This is a genomic window from Kaistella antarctica, assembly GCF_900109615.1.
Taxonomy (GTDB): domain Bacteria; phylum Bacteroidota; class Bacteroidia; order Flavobacteriales; family Weeksellaceae; genus Kaistella; species Kaistella antarctica.
Map to the genome: position 1 here is coordinate 769228 of NZ_FOIX01000001.1, position 23879 is coordinate 793106.

The 23879-nt window shown below is 36.5% G+C and carries 20 protein-coding genes and 1 pseudogene; 15 read left to right on the plus strand and 6 right to left on the minus strand.

The window, feature by feature from the left end:
• Nucleotides 1-68: 68 nt before the first annotated feature.
• The 3 genes from BMX49_RS03700 to BMX49_RS03710 are packed head-to-tail and all read left to right on the plus strand — an operon-like array spanning nucleotide 69 to nucleotide 2275.
• Nucleotides 69-770, plus strand: coding sequence for an SMUG2 DNA glycosylase family protein (locus BMX49_RS03700; protein ID WP_034718734.1), 702 nt, complete (start codon nucleotides 69-71; stop codon nucleotides 768-770).
• Complete coding sequence (locus tag BMX49_RS03705) at nucleotides 770-1537, plus strand: enoyl-CoA hydratase/isomerase family protein (RefSeq protein WP_034718735.1); 768 nt, start codon at nucleotides 770-772, stop codon at nucleotides 1535-1537. The genes BMX49_RS03700 and BMX49_RS03705 overlap by 1 nt, the downstream gene beginning before the upstream one ends.
• A gap of 3 nt (nucleotides 1538-1540) precedes the next feature.
• Nucleotides 1541-2275, plus strand: coding sequence for an SDR family NAD(P)-dependent oxidoreductase (locus BMX49_RS03710; protein WP_034718737.1), 735 nt, complete (start codon nucleotides 1541-1543; stop codon nucleotides 2273-2275).
• Between the two features lie 71 nt (nucleotides 2276-2346).
• Here BMX49_RS03710 and recQ read toward each other — a convergent pair whose 3' ends face one another.
• The 4 genes from recQ to aspS all read right to left on the minus strand — a co-directional run bounded on the left by recQ (nucleotide 2347) and on the right by aspS (nucleotide 7136).
• The gene (gene recQ, locus BMX49_RS03715) at nucleotides 2347-4539 is read right to left on the minus strand and encodes a DNA helicase RecQ (protein WP_034718739.1); all 2193 of its coding nucleotides are present in this window, start codon (nucleotides 4537-4539) and stop codon (nucleotides 2347-2349) included.
• A 125-nt stretch (nucleotides 4540-4664) separates the two neighbouring features.
• Nucleotides 4665-5018 (minus strand): helix-turn-helix domain-containing protein, encoded by a 354-nt coding sequence (locus tag BMX49_RS03720; RefSeq protein WP_034721143.1) that lies wholly within the window; start codon nucleotides 5016-5018, stop codon nucleotides 4665-4667.
• A gap of 4 nt (nucleotides 5019-5022) precedes the next feature.
• Nucleotides 5023-5316 carry a type II toxin-antitoxin system HigB family toxin gene (locus tag BMX49_RS03725; RefSeq protein WP_034718740.1) on the minus strand — a complete coding sequence of 98 codons (294 nt, stop codon included), beginning with the start codon at nucleotides 5314-5316 and terminating at the stop codon, nucleotides 5023-5025.
• A gap of 65 nt (nucleotides 5317-5381) precedes the next feature.
• On the minus strand, nucleotides 5382-7136 hold the full coding sequence (gene aspS / locus BMX49_RS03730) for an aspartate--tRNA ligase (RefSeq protein WP_034718742.1): 1755 nt from the start codon (nucleotides 7134-7136) through the stop codon (nucleotides 5382-5384).
• 467 nt (nucleotides 7137-7603) lie between these two features.
• On the opposite strand from aspS, the pseudogene BMX49_RS03735 reads away from it, so the two are divergent.
• Nucleotides 7604-7684 (plus strand): annotated as a pseudogene (locus BMX49_RS03735) (30S ribosomal protein THX); the annotation flags it as partial.
• Nucleotides 7685-7972: 288 nt separating this feature from the next.
• Here BMX49_RS03735 and BMX49_RS03740 read toward each other — a convergent pair.
• Both BMX49_RS03740 and BMX49_RS03745 read right to left on the minus strand, forming a co-directional pair.
• On the minus strand, nucleotides 7973-8635 hold the full coding sequence (locus BMX49_RS03740) for a DUF937 domain-containing protein (protein WP_034718744.1): 663 nt from the start codon (nucleotides 8633-8635) through the stop codon (nucleotides 7973-7975).
• A gap of 91 nt (nucleotides 8636-8726) precedes the next feature.
• Nucleotides 8727-9233: a DUF2480 family protein gene (locus tag BMX49_RS03745; RefSeq protein WP_034718745.1), complete on the minus strand. Its 507-nt coding sequence runs from the start codon at nucleotides 9231-9233 to the stop codon at nucleotides 8727-8729.
• Nucleotides 9234-9332: 99 nt separating this feature from the next.
• On the opposite strand from BMX49_RS03745, the gene lpxB reads away from it, so the two are divergent.
• The 11 genes from lpxB (at nucleotide 9333) to BMX49_RS03800 (ending at nucleotide 23757) form a co-directional block, all read left to right on the plus strand.
• Nucleotides 9333-10439 carry a lipid-A-disaccharide synthase gene (gene lpxB / locus BMX49_RS03750; RefSeq protein ID WP_034718746.1) on the plus strand — a complete coding sequence of 369 codons (1107 nt, stop codon included), beginning with the start codon at nucleotides 9333-9335 and terminating at the stop codon, nucleotides 10437-10439.
• 153 nt (nucleotides 10440-10592) lie between these two features.
• Nucleotides 10593-12266, plus strand: coding sequence for a ComEC/Rec2 family competence protein (locus tag BMX49_RS03755; protein ID WP_177169183.1), 1674 nt, complete (start codon nucleotides 10593-10595; stop codon nucleotides 12264-12266).
• A gap of 123 nt (nucleotides 12267-12389) precedes the next feature.
• Entirely contained in the window at nucleotides 12390-13052 is a 663-nt protein-coding gene (locus BMX49_RS03760) for a succinate dehydrogenase cytochrome b subunit (RefSeq protein WP_034718748.1), read from the plus strand.
• Between the two features lie 57 nt (nucleotides 13053-13109).
• Nucleotides 13110-15122 (plus strand): fumarate reductase/succinate dehydrogenase flavoprotein subunit, encoded by a 2013-nt coding sequence (locus BMX49_RS03765; protein WP_034718749.1) that lies wholly within the window; start codon nucleotides 13110-13112, stop codon nucleotides 15120-15122.
• A 20-nt stretch (nucleotides 15123-15142) separates the two neighbouring features.
• On the plus strand, nucleotides 15143-15910 hold the full coding sequence (locus BMX49_RS03770) for a succinate dehydrogenase/fumarate reductase iron-sulfur subunit (protein WP_034718751.1): 768 nt from the start codon (nucleotides 15143-15145) through the stop codon (nucleotides 15908-15910).
• 187 nt (nucleotides 15911-16097) lie between these two features.
• The gene (locus BMX49_RS03775; protein ID WP_034718753.1) at nucleotides 16098-17603 is read left to right on the plus strand and encodes a TlpA family protein disulfide reductase; all 1506 of its coding nucleotides are present in this window, start codon (nucleotides 16098-16100) and stop codon (nucleotides 17601-17603) included.
• 77 nt (nucleotides 17604-17680) lie between these two features.
• Nucleotides 17681-17989, plus strand: coding sequence for a hypothetical protein (locus BMX49_RS03780; protein WP_126337187.1), 309 nt, complete (start codon nucleotides 17681-17683; stop codon nucleotides 17987-17989).
• A 95-nt stretch (nucleotides 17990-18084) separates the two neighbouring features.
• A complete protein-coding gene (rlmD, locus tag BMX49_RS03785; RefSeq protein ID WP_034718756.1) occupies nucleotides 18085-19494 on the plus strand; it encodes a 23S rRNA (uracil(1939)-C(5))-methyltransferase RlmD in 1410 nt (469 codons plus the stop codon).
• Nucleotides 19495-19507: 13 nt separating this feature from the next.
• Nucleotides 19508-19987: a DUF6452 family protein gene (locus BMX49_RS03790; protein ID WP_034718757.1), complete on the plus strand. Its 480-nt coding sequence runs from the start codon at nucleotides 19508-19510 to the stop codon at nucleotides 19985-19987.
• Nucleotides 19953-20612, plus strand: a complete 660-nt coding sequence (locus BMX49_RS03795; protein WP_034718759.1) for a DUF6048 family protein — start codon at nucleotides 19953-19955, stop codon at nucleotides 20610-20612. The genes BMX49_RS03790 and BMX49_RS03795 overlap by 35 nt, the downstream gene beginning before the upstream one ends.
• Nucleotides 20613-20862: 250 nt before the next feature.
• Nucleotides 20863-23757 carry a reprolysin-like metallopeptidase gene (locus BMX49_RS03800; protein ID WP_034718760.1) on the plus strand — a complete coding sequence of 965 codons (2895 nt, stop codon included), beginning with the start codon at nucleotides 20863-20865 and terminating at the stop codon, nucleotides 23755-23757.
• Nucleotides 23758-23879 lie beyond the last annotated feature (122 nt).

Sequence of the window (23879 nt, forward strand, 5' to 3'; positions counted from 1 at the left end):
TGAAAATCCGTGAAATCTATGTGTAATTCAGCGCACAGATTATACAGATTTTCACAGAGAAACTAAAAATGAAAAAATCATTGAAAAAAACCATCGGGGAACAAGTTGTAGCATTCAATAAAAAGCTACGTTATTCAGGAAATCTTCCTGAAGAATTCGACGTTCTCAATCCTTTCTTTGATAATCCCGAAACGATGGAGGTGATGTCCAACTTTTACCAAAAGTTTTACAATGATCAGAACCAAAGAAAATTCATCATCGGAATTAATCCTAGCCGTCACGGAGCTGGTGTTACAGGCGTTCCTTTTACAGACACCAAAAGATTAGAAAGTGTCTGCGGAATCGAAATGAAATCTGCTCACACGCATGAGATTTCGTCGGTTTTTTTGTATAGCGTTATTGAGCAGTTTGGCGGACCAGAAGAGTTTTACAAACACTTTTATATCAATTCCCCTTTTCCTTTGGCCATCATTCGTAAAACAATACGAGGTGGATTAAACGCCAATTATTACGACGATAAGAATCTTTTTGCAGCCGTGAAACCCTTTATGATTCAAAGTTTAAAAGATCACATCAGTTTAGGTTTAGATACCTCCGAAGTTTTTATTTTAGGAAAAAAGAACGCTACCTTTATAGATAAAATAAACAGTCAGGAAAAATTCTTTCAGAAACTGACCGTGTTGGAACATCCCAGATATATCCAGCAATACAAAAGCAAAGAGAAACAGTTATATATCGATAAATACATAATCGCCTTAAATAAAGTCTAATGAACAACGGATTTGTTAATCAAGAAGTTAAAAATAATATTTCAGAAATCACTTTTGGGCATCCGAAAAGTAATTCCTTACCTGGAGAAATTTTAGAATTGCTCGCGAAAACAATTTTAGCAGCTGGAAAGGATATCAGCATAAAAGCCATCCTGTTAAAATCTGAGGGCGATAGAGCCTTTTGCGCCGGAGCCAGTTTTGATGAGCTGCTTTTAATTGAAGAGTTAAATGCTTCAAAAAAATTCTTTGGCGGCTTTGCTAAAGTCTTAAATGCAATGAGAAGTTGTGGGAAAATAATCATCGTAAGAGTTCAAGGAAAAACGACTGGCGGCGGAGTAGGAATTGCCTGTGCAGCGGATTATTGCTTTGCAACTAAAGATGCTGAAATGGCTTTAACAGAATTAAATCTGGGAATCGGACCGTTCGTTATCGGACCGTACGTTGAACGAAAAATGGGTAAGTCTGCGTACATAGCCATGTCAATTGACGCTGATTTCAGAAGTGCGGATTGGTGCGCAAAACACGATGTCTATCATTCAGTTTCGGAAAATATTGCTGAGATGGATCAGGAAATTGAGCAGTTTTTAAAAAAGTTAGCCACCAGGAGTACAGACGCTTTAGCTTTAATTAAAAAAGTATCTTGGAACGGAACGGAAAATCTCGAATTGGTCATGCCTGCTCGCATTGAAATGAGCGCCAGTTTAATTTTAAAGGAATCTGCCAAGAAAAATATTGAATTGATTAAAGAAAGGTTGAGAGCGAAATAATCGATGAACACTCATTCTAATAAAACGGTTCTGATTTTAGGTGCCAATTCCGACGTTGCTAAAGAATGCATTTTGCAATATCTGGAGAGAGGCTTTAGTATAATTGCCTCCTCCAGAAATCTTGCTTCTATAGAAAATTTTGAGCGCGAAAATAATATTGATTCTTCGAAAATTACGCTTAAATATTTCGACGCTACCGATTTTTCTTCGCATCAAAAATTTTATGATGACCTTTCCGTAAAACCCAACATTGTAATTTACGCTGCAGGTTTTTTAGTGGAAAATCAGAAAGCGCTTCACGATTTCGAAAGTGCAAAACAAATGATAGAAGTCAATTACATGGGCGCAGTTTCTATTTTGAATATTATTGCAATGGATAAATCAAATAAAAATTTGGAGAGAATTATTGGTCTGTCTTCACTGTCTGGAGTTCGTGGGCGGAAAAGTAATTTCATTTATGGAAGTACAAAGTCTGCCTTCACGCAATATTTAGCCGGGCTTCGACAAGAATTATCTTCAAGAAAAATTATAGTGAATGTTTTGGTGAGTGGTTACATCAATACTAAAATTAATGCAGGTTTAGAACTCAACAAAAACCTACTTATGGAACCACATTATGTTGCGAATCAAATCGTCAATGCTGGAAATTCCTTTTCCATCGTTCCTAATTTTAAATGGAAAATCATTTATTTTATTCTAAAAATATTACCGGAAAGTTTGGTTTCAAAATTACCATAAAAGAGGCGGAATAATAATATTCCGCATCTTATTTTATAATGCTTCTCTCAAAATTCAGAGATGATAAACTTTTATTTTAAATTTTTTTCTTTTTCTTCCCATTTATAAAAAGCAAGCGCAACATTAATTTCAAAGTAAGAATAATCTTCGCCCAATTCTTCTTTTATCGCCTTTAAAGACAGAATAGTTTGAGTTTTTGCAATAGAAATGATAGGATCTATTTTATTGATATCCATTAATTCGCTAGCTTTAATTGTTCCCACTTCCACGAAATTAGCCAGGTGATTTTGAATGGTATTTAAAGACATATTTCTGATATTTGCGATTTCTTCTACGCTGTTTCCCTCTTTGTATAATTGAAAAGTTGTGGTATATGTTCCCGCTTCATATTTATTTATTTTCTTGGGTGCGCGTTTTATTCTCGGTGTTTTTTCGGCAATCTTGCTCTGTAAATTATTTTTGTTGCAAAAGTCTAATATTACATTTAAAAATATCTCGCCGTATTTTTCTATTTTAAAGGCTCCGAAACCACTTATCTGCTCGAGTTCTTCTTTTGTATTAGGAAGATATGTTGCCAGTTCCATCAAACTAGCATCGGAAAAAATAACATAAGGTGGTACGTTTTCTTGCTCGGCTTGTTGTCTTCTTAAAATTCTTAATTCGTCAAATAATTCCAGATTCGTTTCTATATTATCGGAAGGATCAGAAATCTCTATTTCCGCCACAGTTACTGCTTGGGCTTGTTCTTTTACTTTTTGAAGGTTTACTTCTCTCTTGCCAAATAAGACGTCTTTACTGGCTTCTGTTAGTTTTAGTACTGGAAACTCTTCATTCGAATCACGTAGAAAATCATTAATCACTAACTGCTTTATTAGATTTTGCCAGTACGTTTTGTCCGCGTTGGCACCAATGCCATAAGTGGGCAAATTGCGCATATAATCGGTAATTTTCACCCCTTTCGAACCGCGAAGGAAATCGATAATTAAATTTTTTCCATATCGTTCTTTCAATCGATAAACGGCACTTAATAATTTCTGAGCATCTTCAGTAGCATCCCAATTTTCAAAATCACTGAGACAATAATCACAAGAATTACAATTGCCAGGATGGGATTCTCCAAAATATTCCATCAGATATTGTCGTCTGCATTTTTGCATTTCGGCAAAGTCGGTCATTTGCTGCAATTTTCGCAGCATTAAGGATGATTGTTCCTCGTTACCTTCCACCATTGCAAATTTTTTCAACTTCATCACATCGGCATTGGAGTAAAATAAAATCGCCTCACTTGGTAATCCATCTCTGCCGGCTCTTCCTGTTTCCTGGTAATAACTTTCTATGTTTTTCGGAAGATCTGCGTGCATTACAAAACGGACATTACTCTTGTCGATTCCCATTCCAAATGCAATGGTAGCAATCATCACTCTGATTTTATCTTTGATGAAGTCGTCTTGAACCTGCGCTCGTTCAGTAGAAGAAATCCCTGCATGATAAAAAGCAGCGTTGACACCGTTTTCTTTTAAATTATTCGCCAAATCTTCGGTTCCTTTTCGGGACAAACAGTAAATAATTCCCGAGTCATTTGGATGCTCATTGAGATATTTAACAACGTGATTGAGCACAGATTGTTTCGGCTGTACAAAGTATTTAATATTGGGCCTATCAAAAGAGGAGATTAAAACAGCCGGTTCTTGAAGATTGAGTTGTTTAATGATATCTTTCCTCGTAATTTCATCAGCACTTGCAGTTAAAGCAATAATTGGAGTTTGCGGAAATTCTTTTTTTAATCCATTTAAAAATAAATAATCTGGACGAAAATCGTGTCCCCAATGAGACACACAATGAGCTTCATCGACTGCAAAAAGGGAAATATTAATTTCTTTCAGCAAGTTTAAAAATGAACCATTATCTGCGCTTAATTTTTCTGGCGCAACATATAAAAGTTTGAGTTTGTCTTCTTTTAATTGACGAAAAGTTTCATTCTGCTCCAAAGGATTCATCGAAGAATTGAGGAAAGCTGCAGAAATTCCATTTACTCGCAAAGCATCAACTTGGTCTTTCATTAATGCAATTAATGGTGAAATAACAATTGCTGTTCCGTCTAAAACCAAGGCTGGAACTTGATAACATAAAGATTTTCCACCGCCCGTTGGCATGAGTACAAACGTGTCTTTTTTTGCAATTACATTTTCAACGGCGCTCGCTTGGTTCAATCTGAAACTATCGTAGCCAAAATATTGTTGAAGAATTTCTGTAGATTTTTTCATTGCTCAAAATTTGTGTTCTGGTAAAATTAGTTAATTAAAAACTCAGTTTATATTTGCTTAAATTAAAAAATCCTCACTGTTTTTAAAAACAATGAGGCTTTTTTATATTGATTTGAAAAGAAATTTTAAACTCCTAAAATGACAGACGCATCAATATTTAATTTCTTACTTATTTCCCTAGCTACTTTCAAAGTGGGTTCAGATTTTCCTGTTAAATATTCGCTAATTCTGGATGGACTTACATTTAATATCTCCGAAAGTTTGACTTGATTGATATCCATTTCAAACATCCGTAGTTTTAAAGTTTCTTTTAAAGATGGCTTTTCTATGGGAAAATATTTCTCTTCATAATCTGCAACCAAATCTGACAGAAAATCTAACTGTATAAAGTTTTTGTCATTTTGCGAAGTTTCATTTCCAACTACTTTTAATAGTTCTTCAATTCTTTCGCAACTTACTTCGTATTGTCTTTTTGTCATGATACTAAATTTCTGAAGCATTAATTTTATCGTATTGCGAATGAGTCCCAATAAATCTGATGTAAACTTTCTGCGATGCAAATATTATAATTGCTACTAACCGATAGTGGTTGCCTTTGATATTAAACACAAAACGATTATTTCCAACATAATCTACAGAATTAAATGAATTTTTAATATCTACTAAATTTGTCCAATCTTCGCCCTTAGTTCTCGAATACCAATCTTTTAAAGCAATTTCCGCATCTGGATACTTTAAAGTGAAATCTTTAATTTTCAAAAAACTTACGATTCTCATTCAGCACAAATTTAATAATTATATTTTGAATTTCAAATTAAAATACCAAAAATCAAAATTGAATTCTAATCTTTAAGTTCAACTTTCAAAGCCAACTCGTCCAACTGCTCGCCCGCAATCGGACTCGGAGCATCGATCATTACATCTCGTCCTGAATTATTTTTCGGGAAAGCGATATAATCTCTGATCACTTCATTCCCATCAAGAATCGCAACCAAACGGTCGAAACCTAATGCTAATCCAGCGTGTGGTGGTGCCCCATATTGAAAAGCATTCATTAAGAATCCGAATTGGGCTTCTGCCGCTTCTTTGGTGAAACCTAATAAATTGAACATTTTTGCTTGTAGATCTTTATCGAAAATTCTAACCGAACCACCACCGATTTCATTTCCGTTGAGGATTAAATCGTAAGCATTTGCTCTCGCTTTTCCGGGATCGGTTTCTAATAAATGAACGTCTTCTGGCTTCGGTGCAGTAAACGGATGGTGCATTGCATGATAACGATTCGTTTCTTCATCCCATTCTAACAATGGGAAATCTACGACCCAAAGTGGTGCGAATTCTTTTGGATTTCTTAATCCTAATCTGTTCCCCAATTCCATTCTCAAGGCAGAAAGTTGGGTTCTTACTTTATTTTCGTTTCCAGACATTAGGAAAATTAAATCTCCTGGTTTTGCGACGAATTTTTCTGTTATCTTCTTTAAGTCTTCTTCGTTGTAAAATTTATTGACGGAAGAAGTAACGGTTCCGTCATTTTGGAATTTAATCCATATCATTCCGTTTGCGCCAATTTGCGGACGTTTTACCCAATCGATTAATTCATCGATTTGTTTTCTGGTGTATTCTGCACAACCTTGAACGTTGATTCCGACTACCAGTTCTGCGTCGTCGAATATTTTGAAATCTTTTCCTTTTACCAAATCATTTACTTCCACGAATTCCATCCCGAATCTGATATCCGGTTTGTCGTTTCCGTATTTTTTCATTGCGTCTGCAAAAGTCATTCTTGGGAATTTTCCGAACTCTTTTCCGGCAATATCTTTTAATAAAGTTGCGGTCATTCCTTCGAAGATTTGTAAAACATCTTCCTGTTCCACGAATGCCATTTCACAATCGATCTGTGTGAATTCAGGTTGACGGTCAGCTCTTAAATCTTCATCACGGAAACATTTTACAATCTGGAAATAGCGATCCATTCCACCGATCATCAATAATTGTTTGAAAGTTTGTGGCGATTGCGGCAAAGCATAAAACTGTCCTGGATTCATACGGCTTGGAACGACGAAATCCCTTGCTCCTTCGGGAGTTGATTTAATAAGAACCGGAGTTTCTACTTCGATGAAATCTTGGTCAGATAAATAGTTACGAACTTTCTGCGCCATTTTGTGACGGAAAATTAATTTGTCTTTTACGGGATTACGTCGGATATCTAAATATCTGTATTTCATACGAAGTTCTTCACCGCCATCAGTTTGGTCTTCAATGGTGAAGGGTGGAACTTCTGAGGAATTTAAAATCGTTAATTTTTCAACTAATATTTCAATATCTCCAGTTGGGATTTTAGGGTTTTTGCTCACTCTCTCAATAACTTTTCCTTCAACTTGAATGACGAATTCCCGTCCAAGTTTGTTCGCATTTTCTAACAATTCTGCAGACGAACGATCGGCATCAAAAACCAACTGGGTAATTCCGTAACGATCACGTAAATCAATCCAAATCATAAATCCTTTGTCGCGGATGGTTTGAACCCAGCCAGAAAGAGTGACCGTTTGATCGATGTTTTGAGAAGTTAATTCTCCGTTGGTGTGCGTACGAAACATGTTTTAAAGATATTTGAGGTTAGACTTTAGATATAAGAACTCATCTAAAATTTCAGGTGCAAAGATAAGATTTTTGGACGATTGATAGCGGTTTGTCATTGGACTTTATTTGTGAGCGGAGTGTGATTATAAGATAATGGAAATTAAATTCTAGCGCGAGCGAAGCGATCACCAAAAAGGATGAGGGATTGTAGTTTTTAAAGTGATAGGAGAAAATATCCATTATTTTTATCCGTCATTCTCAACTAATCACAATTTCGCGTGAGGGATTGTAGTGAAAATCCCGGAATGAAGCAAAGCGGAATGAGGAATTGCAATGAAAAGCCCGACCCAAGCGTTGGCAAATTTTCCATAATGAAGGTAAGCGTTGGAAAAGGGTCACGCCCTAAACTTTATGATTATTTAAGAATGGTTTGCCGATATAATTTCTAACTTTGTTAAAACCAACATTAAAAAATTATTTCATTATGGGAAAAGGTGATAAAAAATCGAAAAGAGGAAAAATTATTGCAGGAAGCTATGGTAAGAAAAGACCAAAGAAAGCAAGTTCTATCAATCATGTTCCTGTGACAGTTTTAGATGAGGATGACAAAAAAGCTTCTAAAGAAAAAGTAAGAAAAGAGGTCGGTTATCCTACTGACAAATCTGAAAATGCAGAAGTAGAGAAAAAACCTAAAGCGACGCCAAAACCTAAAGCGGAGAAAAAAGAAGATACGGCTGAAGCTAAACCGAAAGCTGAAAAAACAGCAGACAAGGAAGAAGCAAAACCGAAAGAAGAAAAACCTAAAAAAACCGAAGATTAATCTTCGGTTTTTTTATAGATGATGTTCGGAGAATTATTTCCCGCCTAAAATACTGCCTAAAAGCCCACCTAATCCTCCTTGAGATTGTTGCTGATTTCCACCACCGAGCACACTTCCTAAAATATCGTTTAATGGATTTCCAGAAGAGTTCGCTTGTGAGCCGCCACCAAGAACACTTCCTAAAATATCATTTAGTGGATTTGAAGGTTCTGCTTGAGCCTGGCTTTGTGCGCCACCCAAAATGCCACCTAGCAAATCTCCTAAACCACCACCAGAAGTAACTCCGCTCGATTGTTTTTGTTTACCGATGTAGCCCATAATCAATGGAGCTAACATTCCTAAAATCGGACCGATTTTATCCATCGAAATCCCAGTGTTTTGAGACAATCTATTTTCAACATTATTTTTTTCTCCGCCAAAAATATGATCTAAAATTGAACTGCCTTCTTGCTGTCTAGCCACCGCTTGCGAAGGATCATTCAAAATACTTCCATCATGATCTTTGTCTAATGCGCTATTCAACGCATCCGCATCTGCTGAATTATCCTGTGATTTTTTTCTCAAATAAGAAATCACCAATGGCGCAGAAACTGCCAATAACGCGATCACCTGATTTTTACTAATTCCAAATTTATTTTCTGCTTCACCAGCTACCTGATTTCCAGCACTTCCTGTAATAAGATCAATTAAACTCATTTTTTTTTTATTTTAAAGGTTATAAAAAATTTCGAGGCATATTTAGCAAAAGACAGTCCATTTATGAAGTTCTATTTGAAGTTAAACTCAATTAGTTTTTAAAGATGGGCACATTCGAACAGGCTTCACCAAACATTAGGGATTTCACGAGTGGCTTTAACTGTTCCACCAATTCGATATAAGCATTCTCGGGAATTGATTGGTCGCTGCAACCTTTAACTAAAACTCTTTTACCCATCAAGTCAGTAAAATCGTAGGTTTGAACTGCTTGATGCATCAACAAAACTTCTAAATCTTCTCGATTACCGAACACTATTTTTTTAGCCGTTTCTGTTAATTTTGCCGTAATTAGAAAGTAAGCCCAAAGGGGAACAATCGCATCTGCAGAATTAAAAATGTAAACGTAGCAATCATTATACTCGTCCGTATTGATCGCTGCTATTTTTTCCCTGAATTCTTTTTCCTTTAAAATCAATTCTTGAAAAAGAAAATCTTTTAAATCGATGCCGACTCTTTTCCCTTTTGGCACGAGTTGCGACAGATCTAAATTGACCAAACCGCTTTCGGCTATTTTATTTTTTATTTCTAAATCAGACATTTTTTTATTTTATCTTTGAACAAAATTAAGGTAAATAATTGATTTTGAATGAAGGGTTCAAAACTCTGAAAGCTGAAATCTACAATCTAAAACTTCATCTTGAAATATTATATCATCGCTGGCGAAGCATCCGGAGATTTACACGCTTCCAATTTAATGAAATCCCTTCTCAAAAAAGATTCTCAAGCAGAATTTCGTTTTTGGGGTGGCGATTTAATGACGGCTGTGGCTGGGTTTGAACTGGTGAAGCATTATCGGGAATTAGCCTTTATGGGTTTCTTAGAAGTTGCTAAAAATTTGGGTGCCATTCTGAAAAACATCAAATATTGTAAGAAAGATTTGCAGCATTATCAACCCGATGTTTTAATTTTAGTTGATTATCCTGGCTTTAATTTACGGATCGCCGAGTTTGCTAAAAGTTTAGGAATTAAAGTCGTCTATTATATTTCACCCCAACTTTGGGCGTGGAAAGAAGGCCGCGTTGAGAAGATTCGAAAGTTCGTCGATGAGATGTTAGTGATTCTTCCCTTCGAAAAAGATTTTTACAAAAAACATAATGTTGAGGCACATTTCGTGGGACATCCTTTGCTAGATGCTATTTCTGATTTGCCGGAAATTGATATTGATCAATTTAAAAAAGACAATAATCTAAATGCAAAGGAAATCATTGCTCTCTTGCCTGGATCACGTGAACAAGAGGTAACGAAAATGCTGGAGCTGATGCTTTCTATTCGTCCTCATTTTGAGGAATATCAGTTTGTAATTGCAGGAGCCCCAAGTTTACCCAAGGAATTCTATCAAAAATTCACAGATGAAAATGTGCATTTCGTTTCTAATAAAACGTATGACTTGTTGAGATGTTCTAAAGCTGCTTTAGTTGCTTCTGGAACAGCCACCTTAGAAACGGCGTTGCTCAATATTCCGGAAGTGGTTTGTTATCGAACCAGCACGGTTTCTTATGAGATTGGAAAACGGGTGGTTAAAAATCTCAAGTATATTTCCTTGGTCAACTTGATTATGGACAAAGAAATTGTAACAGAATTGATTCAAAGCGATTTGAATACAAAAAAATTAGTGAAGGAGCTCAATGCAATTCTGGAGGGCAAAGGAAGAGATGAAATGCTTTCTGGTTTCAAACAACTTAGAGCGAAACTAGGTGGAAAAGGCGCGAGTGATGAAGCGGCGGAAATAATTGTTAATGGGTGATTTTACCCGTGATTTTGTCAGCGAAAGTTGATAATTTTACGGAAAAACATCGTGTATAAAGAACCTTTATTTATTCTTTTTGGTTGTTTCGTCTTAGGAATTTTCTGTCAAGATTATTTTTTCTTGTCTGAAATTAAAGTATACACGCTTCTGATGGTAAGTTTATTATCACTTTTTTTAATGGCCTTTAAAAATTATTATTTCTACAAGTTTCGTCCCTTATTATTCGGAATTCTGTTTTTTACCTTAGGAATTTTCATTCATTATATTCATTCTCAAAAACCTAAACTTCCATCATTGGAAGGTAAGGAAACGATTACTTTTAAAATCACCAAAAAACTAAACTCCAACGATAAAAATCGTCGCTACGAAATTGATGCCTGGAAAGAAAAATCCTATTTTAAAAGTGTGCTGTCAATTCCTAAAGCTCAGAAAGAATTGGATTTCCTCCATTATTATAAAGGTGAAGTTTACGTTAACAAAATTGAGAAACCCTACAGCGATTTTCAATTCGATTATGGAAAATATCTCGCCAGAAAAGGAATTTATTTTCAAAGTTATGTGCCCAATTCATTACTATTTGCAGCAAGAGAGGATCTTTCTTTCGGTGAAAAGGTGAAGCAACGGCGGCTGGAAACGTTAGCGAAAATTGATCAAACTTCTTTGAATAAAAGAACCCGTGAATTTACCAAGGGAATTATCCTGGCCGACCGCACCGAAATGGATCAGGAGACGGTTCGCGATTTTCGAGATTCTGGGACGATGCATATTTTAGCAATTTCAGGAACTCACATGGCAATCATTTTTGGGGTGATTCTATTGGTTCTAAACTTTATTTTTCCACCCAAATATCGGCGGTACAAAATTATGCTTGCGTTAATTTTGATTTGGTCTTTTGCCGTGTTTATCGATTTTGGCAATTCGGTCGTCAGAAGTTGCATCATGATTTCGGCTTATTATATTTTTGTGCTCCTTCAAAGAAAGACGGATTTATTGCATTCCATGGCGCTGGCGGGTTTCGTCATTCTTTTCGCAAATTCCAATCAGCTTTTTGACGTTGGGTTTCAACTTAGTTTTACTGCAGTGTTGGGAATCTTTTGGCTTAATCAACCTGTTTTAAAATATTTACCCAAACCCAGAAATAAGTTTCAAAATTTTATGGTGAATATCCTTTCGATCAGTTTATCGGCGCAACTTGGTACGATTCCTTTGGTGATTTACTATTTTCATCAGTATTCGGCAATTTCGATTATAGCGAATTTAGCGATCATTCCCTTTTCTGAAATTGTGATCGTTTTTTCATTGTTAATGGTGATTTTAATATCTATCTCCATCCATTTTTCTTGGCTTAATTTTATTTATGATGGTCTTATTTCTTCTACTTTAAAGTTAATTCACCTTTTCGCAGACACCGATTCTTTAATGCAAAAAATGATTCCTTTAACATTGCTAGAAGTCATGCTTTTATATTTGCTCTTTTATTTTCTGAGATTTGCGATTCAGAAGTTCACCATTAAAAATGTTTCTAGATTGATTTATTTTACCTTAATTTTCATTTCGCTTCGATGGATGTTAAATTATAAGGCTGCTCAATTAAATGAGGTTTTAGTCCATCAGTTCTTCAAAGAAAAAATAGTTTCTGTAAAAGAAGGAAATAATGTTTATTTTTATTGCTCAGAAAATTCCAATCAAGAAAAAATTCAACAATATATTATTGGACCCTATTTAACTTCGAGAAGAACCAAAACCTTTTCTCTTACCGCTGTACCGCAAAATGGTTCCCCTGTAGAAATTTACGGTCAGAAATACGAGCTTTATAATAAATGATTTTAAGTTATTCGAACCATCTTATTTAGAGTCATTACAAACTAAAATATTCTGACATTAGTCACGTGCGATTGGTTCTACAATTTTCTAACTTTGTGGGAATTTCAAATTTAAACATTAATTATGGCAGGATTAACTAGTTCTACTATTGGTAGAAAGTACGCAATGGCATTATCTGCAATGTTCTTGCTCATTTTCCTATTGATTCACCTCTTCGTGAATTCACTCTCAGTTTTTAGTCCAGATGCATTTAACGCTGCATCGGAATTTATGGGTTACAACCCCCTAATTCAGTTTGTAATGCAGCCTGTTCTTGGCTTTGCAGTAATTTTTCACTTCGTACTAGGTTTCGTTCTGGAAATTAAAAACAGAAATGCACGACCGGTCAAGTACGCAGTAAACGGTTCAGCAGCAAATTCAACTTGGATGTCTCGAAATATGATTATTTCTGGATTGGTTGTATTGGCATTTTTAGGATTACACATGTATGACTTTTGGTGGCATGAAATGGACTACAAATATATTGTAGGAAATGTTCGTGATGAAGCACGGTATTGGCCAGAACTTCACGCACAGTTTGGGAACATCGCAAGAGTTCTTTTTTATGTAGTTGCTTTCGTATTGTTGGGACTGCATTTGGCGCACGGTTTCCAGTCGTCATTCCAGTCGGTAGGAGCAAGGCATCCAAAGTACACGCCGATGCTTAAAACTTTGGGAACATGGTATTCAATCCTTATTCCAGGAGCATTTATTTTTATCGCCGTTTTTCATTACGTAACTCAATAAATTTTAAATTTTGTATCGACATTAAAATTTAAAATCTAAAATTTAAAATTTCTAAAAATGAGCAAATTAGATTCAAAAGTTCCAGCAGGTCCGTTAGCGGAAAAATGGAGTAATCATAAAGATCATATGAACTTGGTTTCGCCAAACAACCGTGATAAAATCGATATCATTGTTGTAGGAACGGGTTTAGCAGGTGGATCAGCCGCAGCAACATTAGCAGAACAAGGTTATAATGTAAAAGCATTTTGTTACCAGGATTCACCAAGACGTGCACACTCGATTGCAGCACAAGGTGGTATCAACGCTGCTAAAAATTATCAAGGTGATGGTGACTCAGTCTACAGATTGTTTTACGATACCATCAAAGGTGGAGATTATCGATCTAGAGAAGCAAACGTATATAGACTTGCGGAAGTTTCGGCAAGTATCATCGACCAATGTGTCGCTCAGGGTGTTCCTTTCGGAAGAGAATATGGCGGTCAGTTAGACAATCGTTCTTTCGGTGGAGTTCAGGTTAAAAGAACTTTCTATGCGAAAGGACAGACTGGTCAACAATTATTATTAGGAGCTTATTCTGCCATGAGCCGACAAATCGGTAAGGGAAGAATCAAAATGTATAACCGTCATGAAATGCTGGATTTAGTTCTGGTTGATGGAAAAGCAAGAGGAATTATCGCGAGAAATTTAGTGACTGGAGAAATCGAAAGACATTCTGCTCACGCTGTGGTGATTGCTTCTGGTGGATACGGAAATGTTTATTTCCTTTCTACCAACGCAATGGGATCTAACACCTCTGCCGCTTGGAAAGTACACAAAAAAGGAGCGTATTTCGCAAATCCATGTTATGTACAGATTCACCCAACTTGTATTCCAGTACATGGTGTAGCACAATCGAAACTGACTTTAATGTCAGAATCATTAAGAAACTCAGGACGGATCTGGGTTCCGAAAAATATCGAAGATGCTGTAGCAATCCGTGAAGGAAAATTAAAAGCCGAAAGCATTGCTCCTGAAAATCGTGATTATTACTTAGAAAGAAGATATCCAGCTTTTGGAAACTTAGTTCCTAGAGACGTAGCTTCCAGAGCAGCAAAAGAAAGATGTGACGCTGGTTACGGAATTGAAAATAACGATACTCAAGAAGGTGTTTACTTAGACTTTTCTACTGAAATTCAGAAGAAAGGAAAAGAAGCTGCGATTGAGAAAAATATTCACAATCCTACAGAGCAACAAATTTATGATTTAGGAAAAGCTTGGATTGAAGAAAAATATGGGAATCTTTTCGTGATGTACGAAAAAATTACGGCAGACAATCCATACGTAACTCCAATGAAGATTTATCCAGCAGTTCACTATACAATGGGTGGAGTTTGGGTAGATTACAATTTACAATCGACAATTCCTGGTTGTTTCGTTATTGGTGAAGCGAATTTCTCTGATCACGGTGCAAACAGACTTGGTGCTTCAGCTTTGATGCAAGGTTTAGCCGATGGTTATTTCGTACTTCCATATACCATTGCAGATTATCTTGCAGCGGATATTAGAACAGGTGAGATTTCTACAGATAGTCCAGCATTTGAAGCAGCTGAGAAAGAAATTCAAGATAAAGTGAATTTCTTCATGACGAACAAGGGAACGCACAGTGTTGATTACTTCCACAAAAAACTTGGTCACATCATGTGGAATAAAGTTGGAATGGGGAGAACACCTGAAGGTTTACAAGAAGCGATTCTTGAAATCGAAGCCGTGAAAAAAGAATTCTGGGCAGATGTAAAAGTTCTGGGCGATCCAATGGGAATGAATATGGAGCTTGAAAAAGCCTTCAGAGTTGCAGACTTTTTGGAACTTGGTCAATTGATGGCGAAAGATGCTTTGGCAAGAGAAGAATCTTGTGGTGGGCATTTCCGTTGGGATCATGCAACGCCAGAAGGTGAGGCCGAAAGAGATGATGAAAACTTCAAATATGTTGCGATATGGGAATATCAGGGAGATGATATTAATCAAGAAACCATGCATAAGGAAGATTTGATTTATGAAAATATCGAAGTTAAAACAAGAAGTTATAAATAATCTCCAAAAAAGTTAATAAAATGAGTGCACAAAAAGGATTAAACCTGACTCTGAAAATTTGGAGACAGAAAAACAATAAAACAAAAGGACAGTTTGAGACCTACAAAATTTCCGATGTTTCCACAGATTCATCTTTCTTGGAAATGTTGGATATGCTCAACGAGAACCTGATCAACGAAGGTCAAGAAGCTATTGCTTTTGATCACGATTGCCGAGAAGGTATTTGTGGAATGTGTTCATTATACATTAATGGGCGTCCACACGGGCCAGATACAGGAATCACCACTTGTCAGTTGCACATGAGAATGTTCAAAGACGGTGAAACAATCCATATCGAACCTTGGAGAAGTGCGGCTTTCCCAATCATTAAAGATTTAGTGGTTGATAGAAGTTCTTTCGAAAGAGTAATGGCTGCAGGTGGATTTATTTCGGTAAATACCTCTGGAAATACACTTGATGCCAACGCAATTTTAGTTCCGAAAGATGACGCAGATAGCGCTATGGATGCTGCGGCCTGTATCGGTTGTGGCGCTTGTGTTGCGACTTGTGTCAACGGTTCTGCCATGTTATTTGTGGGGGCTAAAGTTTCTCAGTTCGCCTTACTTCCACAAGGAAGAGTAGAAGCAAAAAGAAGAGTTTTGAACATGGTAAAAGCCATGGATGAAGAAGGATTCGGTAACTGTTCAAACACCGGAGCTTGTGAAGTAGAATGTCCGAAAGGAATTACTTTATCTGTGATCGCAAGAATGAATAGAGAATATATGGTAGCTAACATCGATCAAGGTTAATAGGTACTGTTATGATATTAAAAACTGCTTTCAGAAATGGAAGCAGTTTTTTCTTTGTTAAACTTTCACAAATCTTAACAATTTATTTTTAATAACTCAGCGAAAACCTTATTTTTGCCGCAATCTAAAAATCCATATTTCTAAGGATTTAGGTATTGTACTTAATTAAAAGAAAAAAACAATAAAGATGAGTAAGTATTTTATGATGCTAATGGTTGCCTTCGTTGCAATGTCATGTTCAAAAAAAGTAGAAGTAACTGGTAATTTTGCCGGCGGTTCTCCTTTAGAAAGAATAGAATTTATAGAAGCGTCAGGCGTGGCAACACTTCCAATAATTAATATTGGCGTCGACAGTAAAGGTAGCTTTACCGGAAGTTTCGATGCGCCCAAAGACGGAATGTATATTATGACTTACGCGGGTAAACAAGCCATGGTTTATCTTAAAGGTGGTCAGAAATTAAATATTTCAGGACAAGCAGAAGCCTTCCCAGGTAAATTTACGGTTACGGGTGATGCTAAAAAGAATAACGATTTCTTGCAAGATGCCACGGCTCAAATTCAAACCTACGCTACCCAAATAAATGTGGGTGAATTGGTAACGAAAGATGAAGCCGCATTTTTGAAAGAAGTTGAAAAAGTAAGAGCAGAATTAGAAAAACGCATCGACATTGCTGCCAAAAAAACATCTCCAGACAGCGAAGTTGTTAGTTGGAAAAAAGACGAAATGAACGCCAGTATCCTTGGTTTATTAAATCAATATGAAATGAATCACGGTCAAATCAGCGGAAAGGAAAATTTCAAAGTCTCCAAGAATTTTACTGATGTTGAAACCAAAATGAAGAAAGATAGCGATAGAATGTTGAAAAATCAGCCGATCTATAGAAATTATTTACTTGGAAAATTGAGTCAGGATTTCCAGAAATATGCTGAAGCGAATAATAAAAATGGTGAAGAAACTTCTTCCGTTTTATTTTCAAATTTTTTAGATACTAAAAAAGAAGTGAGCCAATTGGAGAAAGATTATTTGTTAGCATTTGTAATGTCAAACAGTGATATCAATCCTTCAACCACTCCAGAAAATGCCGCGAAAATTGATAAGATCATTAAAGATAAAATCAAAGATGCTGACATTAAAAAAGATCTAGAGCGTATTCAGTTTGTCCTTTCTGGTCCTAAAATGGGCGAAGCGATCACTGGTGCGAAATTGATCAAAGAAGATGGTACCGCTTTCAAATTGACTGACAATAAAACAAAACCAACCATGATTATGTTTTATGCTTCTTGGAATCCTTACATTTCTGAAGCAACACTTCCAGTTTTATCAGAGGTAACTAAGTTTTATCAATCAAAACTAGATTTCGTTTATGTAAATTTAGACGATACTAAAGATCAGTTTGCTAAAACCAGCAAAGCGATGCTACAAGGGATGCCAGGAACAAATGTTTATGGCGAAGGCGGTATGAATTCTCAGATTGCTAAAGATTTAGGAATTTATGGTTTCAAACTTCCCTCTTTTATCCTAATTGACAAAGAAGGAAAAGTGGCCAGCAAATTTTTCTTTAATTTAGGAGATCCGGAATTGGTTACTACTCTTGATAAATTAACAGGTTTAAAAGCACCAGCTGCTCCAGAAGCGACTTTGCAAAATGACTTGCTTGCACCACCAATGCCAGAAATGCCTCAAACGAAGTAATTCTGTTTAACTGAAAATAAAGTTCCTGTCATTCTTTGGCAGGAATTTTTTTATCTTTAATGAAAAGATTTTATATCATGAAAAGTGAACTCCTTGTACCGAAGAATATTTTATTTGCACTAATTGCTTTTGGTTTTCTATTTAATTTTTCTGCACTCAGTTTCGATTTCGAAAAGATGGGAATTCCGCTAGAGGTGAGCAATGTTCTGATTTCTTTGGGCTTAATTTCCAGTTTTATCGCAACCATAATTTTGATTGTTGACGTTTTTAAAAACAATGTAAACGCTAAATATATTTGGACCGTGGCCTTTCTATTTTCTGGTGGGCTGATCGGCTTTTTCTATTTACGCAGCCGCGATTATTATTTGAAAATTAGTAATCAATAAAACATCAAATCTTAATTAGACTTTAAAAAACACAAAGCGGGTTAAGTCCCGTTTTTTTGTTTTAAAACCTTACTTTTGCCGTCAGAACATTTATCATGAGAAAGAGAAAACAAAATATCATTTTAGAAAATATAAAACTGGTTTCTGCCGGGTCAAAAGGCGTTGCAGTCGGAAGAACGGACGAAGGAAAAACCGTTTTGGTTTCCGGCGCAGTTCCAGGAGATGTCGTCAATGCCCGTGTAAAAAAATCGAAATCGAATTACTACGAAGCAGAAATGATTGAGATTGTAGAAAGGTCACCTTTCCGTGTGGAACCAAGATGCATGCACTTCGGAGTTTGCGGCGGTTGTAAATGGCAGAATCTTTCTTACGAAAAACAATTAGAATTTAAACAAGACGAAGTTTATAATCATATCAAAAGAATTGCAGGAATCGAGGATTTCGAAGTATTACCAATTCTTGGCAGCGATGAGCAGTACTTTTACCGCAATAAAATGGAATTTTCTTTTTCTAATGCACGCTGGCTCACCCAATATGAAATAAGCTCTGAAGAAAATTTCGGAAATAGAGATGCTTTAGGTTTTCATATTCCGGGAATGTGGAGCAAGATTTTAGATTTAAATGAATGTTTTCTTCAGGAAGATCCGTCGAATGCGATGCGATTGGCCATTAAAAAACACGCGGTAGAAAACGGATTGGAATTTTTCGATGTTCGGAATCAGGAAGGTTTTTTACGAACCGTAATGTTCCGTCAAAACTCAAAAGGAGAATGGATGATTTTATTTCAATTATTCCGTCAGGAAAAAGAAAATCAGCAAAAATTATTCGACTTCATGTTGAGTGAATTTCCTCAAATTAAAACTTTGCTTTTCTGTATTAATGCCAAACAAAATGATTCTCTTTATGATCAGGATGTTCAAAACTATTATGGCGACGGCTTTTTAATGGAAGAAATGGAAGGTTTAAAATTCAAAATAGGACCCAAATCATTCTTTCAAACCAATTATAAACAAGCCTTAAATTTATATGCAAAAACTTTAGAATTTGCAGATTTAAAAGGTGATGAGGTTGTTTACGATTTATACACAGGAACGGGAACCATCGCTCAATATGTTGCGAGAAAAGCGAAACAGGTAATCGGAATCGAATCCGTACAGGAATCGATTGATGCTGCCAAAGAGCACGCAGAATTGAATGGTTTAACCAATTGTACTTTTTACTGTGGCGATATGAAGGAAATCTTTAATGATGAGTTCATCGCCCAACATCCGAGAGCTGATGTTTTAATTACGGATCCACCAAGAGACGGAATGCATCAGAAAGTGGTGGAACAAATTTTAAAAATCGCTCCTGAAAAAATTGTGTATGTAAGTTGTAATTCTGCGACTCAAGCAAGAGATTTAGCTTTAATGAAAGACCATTACAAATTGGTGAAAATTTTGCCAGTTGACATGTTTCCGCAAACACATCATGTCGAAAACATCGCGCTTTTAGTAAAGATTTAATTAAATTTGAGCCATGAAATTTTTGAAAACATTCTTGATTTCCCTATTTTTCCTTTCGCTTTTTTCTTGCGGAAGCGATGATGATATCTGCGTGGGTGGTGAAGCAACGCCGCGAATGAAGATTAAATTCAAAACTCAAGCTACCGGAAAAATGAAAACTATGGATTCGCTTTTCATTGCTGTTGATTATGGCAACGGTCCAGTCGCTGTTTTTGGCAGTGTGGTGAAAACCGATTCCGTTATCATTCCTTTGCGAGTTGACGATACACCTTTTACGAAAATGTATGTGGGAACTTTCCGCAAGGCTGTGAATTCAGAAATCAAAATTAATTATACCACCGAGACAGAATATGTCTCACCTGCCTGTGGAATAAAAAAAATATATCAGAATGTAAATTCTATCCTGGAAGTTCCCAATGCTGTTTTGGGAGTAGAACAAAATCAAAATGAAATCATCAATGAAAGCAAAACGCATCTTTACCTTCTTTTTTAGTTTTCTTTTGATGCTTACTTTTGGTCAGAAAAAGCAAGATTCTTTAGAAGTAGAATGGAAATATGAACCTAATTTTTTAGTTGGTTTCGATGTTTTGAATGTGGGGGTTGCAGCCTTTTCAGATCGTCAATTATTTCAGGGATTTGTTTCTTCTAAGGTTAAAGGTAATTGGTATGCGACTGCTGATGCTGGCTTTGAAAAAAATATTTATGAAAAGAACGGTTATGATGCCGCCGCAAGTGGGCCGTTCCTAAAGTTAGGCGCGCTTTATATGTTAGCCAACGATTTGGATAATCCGATGAATGGCTTTTTTATTGGTGGAAAAGCCGCGGGTTCTTTTTATAATCAAGAATACAAAGCGGTTCCTATTCGTGGTTTTGGCGGAAGTGATTTTTCACAAGCCTTCGAAAAATCTTCACAAAGTTCTTATTGGATGGAACTGAACATTGGCGGAAGAGTTCAGTTTTTTGATTCTCCGTTTTTTATTGAAGCGACTATTCAACCAAAATACTTAGTGTTTACTACAACACAAGATGACATTAAACCCATGATTGTACCAGGATTTGGGAAAAGTTCTGCGAAATTTAATCTTGGTTTTTCCTGGAATATTGCCTATTCATTTTAAAGTCAAAGAATTAAAAACCTATTTTTAGTTTTTAATCTGATATTCACTTTTAATTATCTTTAAAGGTTTTCAATTTTGTTTATTATTACGTCATACGTGTAAAACAGCCTATTAATTTACGAATGTGTTAATTTGTTGTGGTAATAAATAACGATTGGTTTGTAAATTAAGTGATTTTTTACCGTTTTAAATTTTGATAAAAGTTTGTTTAATGGTAGATTTGACTGATATTGAATAAAAAATCAGTCCAATGAAGAAAATTTTTACCAGCTTAATCTGCGGGTTTTTGACCACTACTATGTTTGGTCAGTGGAGCCCGACCTCCATGACAGGAGAAAAATTGAGACCTGAAACTCAGGTCAAAAATTATTACACTTTAGATCTCAATTTGTTGCAAACCCAATTAAATGGAGCAACCGAAGCGGGCAAAGGAAATAAACCAGTAATCATCAATCTACCGACATTGAATGGGAAGATTGAAAAGTTTGCCGTTTACAGCGCACCAGTTGTGGCCAAGACGCTTGCAGAAAAATACCAACTACAGTCTTATGCTGGAGTTAGTGTAGATGACGCTAACAAATCTGTTCGTTTCAGTTTGGCGCCAAATGATTTTCAGTCAATGGTTTTCAGCGATGGAAATTATGAATTTATTGAACCTCAAAATAAGTCTAAATCGGTTTATGGCGTTTTCCCGAAAACAAACCGAACTGGTAAAGCGTTTGAATGTTCTACCGTAGAAAGTTATGCTAGCAAAGCAGAATTGGAAGAATTCAGACTAAACAATACTGCGACGCCTACCAATGTTTTTAATAAAAACAGTGATCAGAAATTTCGCACCTATCGATTAGCGATTTCTGTGACTGGTGAATATACCGTTTTCTTTGGCGGTGTGCCACAGGCTTTGGCGGCGATTAATGCTACGATGACCAGAGTTAATGGCGTGTTCGAAAAGGATTTTGCAATTAGAATGATTTTGCAGGATTTCCCAGAACTAATTTATACTGATCCGATTAAAGATCCTTACAGTGCAGCTGGCGCAGGAGCAGGCGGAGCTTGGAGTCTTGAACTTCAGCGAAACTTAACTGCTGTAATCGGAAATGCTGCGTACGATATCGGTCACTTATTTGGTCGCTCAGGTGGCGGTGGAAGTGCTGGAGATATCGGAAATGTATGTAGAAATCCATCTGGTACTAGTGATGGTACCGCGAAAGGTTCGGCATTTACGTCCCCAGGATCAGGTGATCCAGTAGGAGATAATTTCGATATTGATTATGTTGCTCATGAAATGGGTCATCAATTCGGAGCCGATCATACCTTTTCTCACGCTTTGCATGGTGCCCCCAATAATAGCGCTCATATGGAGCCGGGTTCTGGATCTACTATCATGAGTTATGCTGGGATTACCAATTCAAATGTACAGTTGCATTCTGATCCTTACTTTTTGGTAAGGAGTATCGAACAAGTACAAACATATGTCAACACGCAAAGCTGTGATGTCAATACAGCGATTACCAATACGCCACCTGTAATTTCAGCAATGGCCAGCAAAACAATACCGAAAGGAACTGCTTTTGTGTTAACGGCTGATGCTACTGATGCCGAAAATGATCCGCTTACTTATACGTGGGAAGAATATGACCGTGCAACTTCTGCCGTAACTACGGTTACAGGTAATAACTTGACGGGTGCAAAGTTTAGATCATTGCCTGGAACTTCTAGTCCTTCTAGATATTTCCCTAAATTATCATTAGTTCTAAACGGAACTTTATCGAGCGCGGCTGATTGGGAAGCAGTTTCAAATATTGCCAGAACAACCAATTTTAGAGTTACTGTAAGAGACAATAATCCTAACGTTGCTCAGCAACAAACGTCGATTGGTGTTCAAAATCTTACCGTTGGAGCTGCGGGACCTTTTAAAATTACAAGCACTAAAGTTTTTAATAATGCTCCAGGACCATTAACTTGGGACGTAGTAGGAACGAATGCTGCTCCTTATGATGTGTCTGATGTAAAAATTGATTACACTCTAGACAATGGAGTAACGTGGACGGTCTTATCTGCATCTACGCCTAACGATGGATCGGAAGACTTCAGTTTCGCATCAATTCCAACCAATACTGCTTTGAAAATTAGAATTTCTGCAATCGGAAATGTCTTTTATGCAGTGGCTCCAGTTACAGTATCTGCAATTGTTAATTGTGACGGTACAGCGCCCGCAGGTGTTGCTGTTTCTGCAATTACGAACGCTTCTGCAAACGTAAACTGGGGTCCTATCGCAAATGCAACGTACAAAGTTAGATACAGAAAAGTGTCTGAGCCAACTTGGATTATGGCTGATGCTCCTACCAATACTTATGCAATCGTAGGTTTGACTGAAGGTACCAATTATGAAGTTCAGGTTGCCGCGGTTTGTACTGGGACAACTGGTGCTTATTCAGCATCTGCTAATTTCACCACAACTGTTCCAACTTATTGTGCAGCTGGTTCTACTGCAACTAGTTTTGAGAAAATATCGAATGTGCAATTTGCTAACATTAATAAAAGTTCTACCAGTACGGCAGGTTATGAAGACTTTACGGCAGTAAGTGGAAATGTAATTAAAGGAACTTCTTATCCTTTCACCGCAACGAGTACCAATTCGTATGCAGCTGATGAAATAAGAGTCTGGATCGATTTTAATGGAGATAAGAATTTTGACAATAACGAACTGGTTTTTGTTTCCGATATTAAAAAATCGCCTTGGACTGGTAGTATTGCAATCCCTGCTGATGCTAAAACTGGTCCGACCAGAATGAGAGTTAGACTACATGATACTAGTATTGGTCCGAATAGCTCTGCTTGTGGCAATTCTAGTTATGGTCAGGTAGAAGATTATACTATAGAGATTGGTGGTCTTGCTGTAGGTGAAAGTGTAAATCAGGTAAACAACGTTCAAGTATACCCGAATCCAGCTACAGACATTCTTAATATTACCAAGGTGAGCGACAAAGCAACTTACACAATTTACAGCATGAGCGGTCAGACTGTGAATAAAGGTAAAGTTGTTAATAATAAAGTACAAGTTTCGCAATTGCAGAAAGGAGTTTACATTATTGCAGTTGATAACAACGGCGAACTGAGCAAAGTGAAATTTATCAAAAAATAAGACTTCACTTATATAATGATAATCCCCGGGAAATTTCCTGGGGATTTTTGTTTTTAACTATTGCATAATAGAATTGAAATCTATTAACATTTATTTTGAGGCTTTAACCAAACTTTAACCAT

What these genes read in the sequence shown, in the direction of transcription:
- BMX49_RS03765 (WP_034718749.1), top strand. Translation starts at nt 13,110, where the DNA reads ATGAGCAAATTAGATTCAAAAGTTCCAGCAGGTCCGTTAGCGGAAAAA.
- BMX49_RS03725 (WP_034718740.1), bottom strand. Translation starts at nt 5,316, where the DNA reads ATGAGAATCGTAAGTTTTTTGAAAATTAAAGATTTCACTTTAAAGTAT.
- recQ (WP_034718739.1), bottom strand. Translation starts at nt 4,539, where the DNA reads ATGAAAAAATCTACAGAAATTCTTCAACAATATTTTGGCTACGATAGT.
- aspS (WP_034718742.1), bottom strand. Translation starts at nt 7,136, where the DNA reads ATGTTTCGTACGCACACCAACGGAGAATTAACTTCTCAAAACATCGAT.
- BMX49_RS03710 (WP_034718737.1), top strand. Translation starts at nt 1,541, where the DNA reads ATGAACACTCATTCTAATAAAACGGTTCTGATTTTAGGTGCCAATTCC.
- BMX49_RS03780 (WP_126337187.1), top strand. Translation starts at nt 17,681, where the DNA reads ATGAAAAGTGAACTCCTTGTACCGAAGAATATTTTATTTGCACTAATT.
- BMX49_RS03745 (WP_034718745.1), bottom strand. Translation starts at nt 9,233, where the DNA reads ATGTCTGATTTAGAAATAAAAAATAAAATAGCCGAAAGCGGTTTGGTC.
- BMX49_RS03770 (WP_034718751.1), top strand. Translation starts at nt 15,143, where the DNA reads ATGAGTGCACAAAAAGGATTAAACCTGACTCTGAAAATTTGGAGACAG.
- BMX49_RS03720 (WP_034721143.1), bottom strand. Translation starts at nt 5,018, where the DNA reads ATGACAAAAAGACAATACGAAGTAAGTTGCGAAAGAATTGAAGAACTA.
- BMX49_RS03790 (WP_034718757.1), top strand. Translation starts at nt 19,508, where the DNA reads ATGAAATTTTTGAAAACATTCTTGATTTCCCTATTTTTCCTTTCGCTT.
- BMX49_RS03775 (WP_034718753.1), top strand. Translation starts at nt 16,098, where the DNA reads ATGAGTAAGTATTTTATGATGCTAATGGTTGCCTTCGTTGCAATGTCA.
- BMX49_RS03755 (WP_177169183.1), top strand. Translation starts at nt 10,593, where the DNA reads ATGGTAAGTTTATTATCACTTTTTTTAATGGCCTTTAAAAATTATTAT.
- rlmD (WP_034718756.1), top strand. Translation starts at nt 18,085, where the DNA reads ATGAGAAAGAGAAAACAAAATATCATTTTAGAAAATATAAAACTGGTT.
- BMX49_RS03705 (WP_034718735.1), top strand. Translation starts at nt 770, where the DNA reads ATGAACAACGGATTTGTTAATCAAGAAGTTAAAAATAATATTTCAGAA.
- BMX49_RS03760 (WP_034718748.1), top strand. Translation starts at nt 12,390, where the DNA reads ATGGCAGGATTAACTAGTTCTACTATTGGTAGAAAGTACGCAATGGCA.
- BMX49_RS03700 (WP_034718734.1), top strand. Translation starts at nt 69, where the DNA reads ATGAAAAAATCATTGAAAAAAACCATCGGGGAACAAGTTGTAGCATTC.
- BMX49_RS03740 (WP_034718744.1), bottom strand. Translation starts at nt 8,635, where the DNA reads ATGAGTTTAATTGATCTTATTACAGGAAGTGCTGGAAATCAGGTAGCT.
- BMX49_RS03795 (WP_034718759.1), top strand. Translation starts at nt 19,953, where the DNA reads ATGAAAGCAAAACGCATCTTTACCTTCTTTTTTAGTTTTCTTTTGATG.
- BMX49_RS03800 (WP_034718760.1), top strand. Translation starts at nt 20,863, where the DNA reads ATGAAGAAAATTTTTACCAGCTTAATCTGCGGGTTTTTGACCACTACT.